The following is a 1,440-nucleotide window of genomic DNA, read 5'->3' on the forward strand; positions in this document are numbered from 1 at the left end:
CAGGCGCTGCGGACCGAGCTGGTCGATGTGCTGATCCCCGTCGAGCGCTGAACCGCCGGCCGGCTCTGGAACCACCGGAGTTGTTGCCTCCCTTGGAGGGCAGGCAACAACTCCGGTGGGAGCCTGGGTGCCTACAGCGAACCATCGCGCTGTTGATCAGGCCGCTGCTGTGCGAACGGCTGGACCGCCACGCAGGACGCCGAACATCTCGCGGGCCACGAATCGCTTGAGGCAGCGGATGATCTCCTTGATCGTGCGGCCCTCTGCCATACGTCGTTCGGCGTATTCCTTGGTCTGCTGATGCCACCGCAGCCGGCAGAGGACGATGCGGTGCAGGGCACAGTTGGCCTGCCGATTGCCACTGCGGTTCAGCCGGTGCCGCACCACCTTGCCGGAGCTGGCCGGCAAGGGATTGACGCCGCATAAGGCAGCGAATGAGGCCTCCGACTTCATCCGCTCCTGGTTGTCGCCGACTGCCATAACGAGGGTGGCGGAGATATCCACACCCACCCCGTAGGTGTTGCGCAGCTCCGGGCAGTGCTGCATGGTCAATCGGTCCAGCTGCGCAACGGTGTCCTTGAGTTCCTGATCCAGCTGCTGGATGCGGCGAGCGAGGTTGCGCAGGGCCAACTTGGCGGCGGCCAGAGGTGTGCTGATCTCTCCGGAACGCAGGCCGCTGCAGCAGTCCACCAGCTCCTTGCCCTTGAGCCGCTGCAGCCGTTCCCGCAACGCTGCCGGTGCCGTCACCACGATGGCGTGCAGCTGATTGAGGGCCGCAGTGCGGTTGCCAGAGGCTGAATCCTTGACCACCTTGAGCATGCGGATCATCTCCACCAGGTCATTCCCTGCCTTGGGAATGACCGTGGCCTTTCCGGAGATGTAAGAGCGTGCAGCAGCCTCTGCATCGATGGTGTCGTCCTTGCCCAGCCGGCGCCTGGTAGAGCGATCAGGCCGGTTCACCTCCACTACTTCCAGCTCTGCTGTCTGCAGGGCGCGGCAGAGACCGGCCCCGTAGCAACCGGTGCCCTCCACGGCGAACACCGGGCGACTTCCAAACTCAGCAGCCCAACGCATCAGCTCCTGATAGCCGATGCGTTTGGCCTCCAGCTTGAGGCTGCCCAGCCAGCCGCCATTGGCGCTCAGTGCCACCGCCATGTGGGTGTGCTTGTGGGTGTCGACACCAACCACGACATCGGGGTTGTTGCTGATCTCGACTTCAGGTGCTGGCGCTGCGCTCATGGCTGCTGGGAACGGGAGGGGGTGCAACCAGCCGGGCAGACGGACAGGCCATTGACGGGACGGGAACGTCGGACTCCTATGAGGTCACGGGACTCCCCGGCTGGTTGCCCCACCGCACGGACCGACAGGTCAGGTCCAAGACACCGCACCAGAACAGTGCGGGTCGGGCAACAGCAGGGTCAGACCCGTGCTGGTGGGGTC

At 65.0% G+C, this 1,440-nt stretch carries 1 protein-coding gene; it reads right to left on the reverse strand.

What is annotated here, in order from left to right; translation table 11 throughout:
• Positions 1 to 156: 156 nt before the first annotated feature.
• A complete protein-coding gene (locus AC01FP_RS17575) occupies positions 157 to 1,239 on the reverse strand; it encodes an IS110 family RNA-guided transposase (RefSeq protein WP_474482010.1) in 1,083 nt (360 codons plus the stop codon).
• Between the last annotated feature and the right edge of the window lie 201 nt (positions 1,240 to 1,440).

The organism is Cyanobium sp. NIVA-CYA 375 (genome assembly GCF_056108345.1).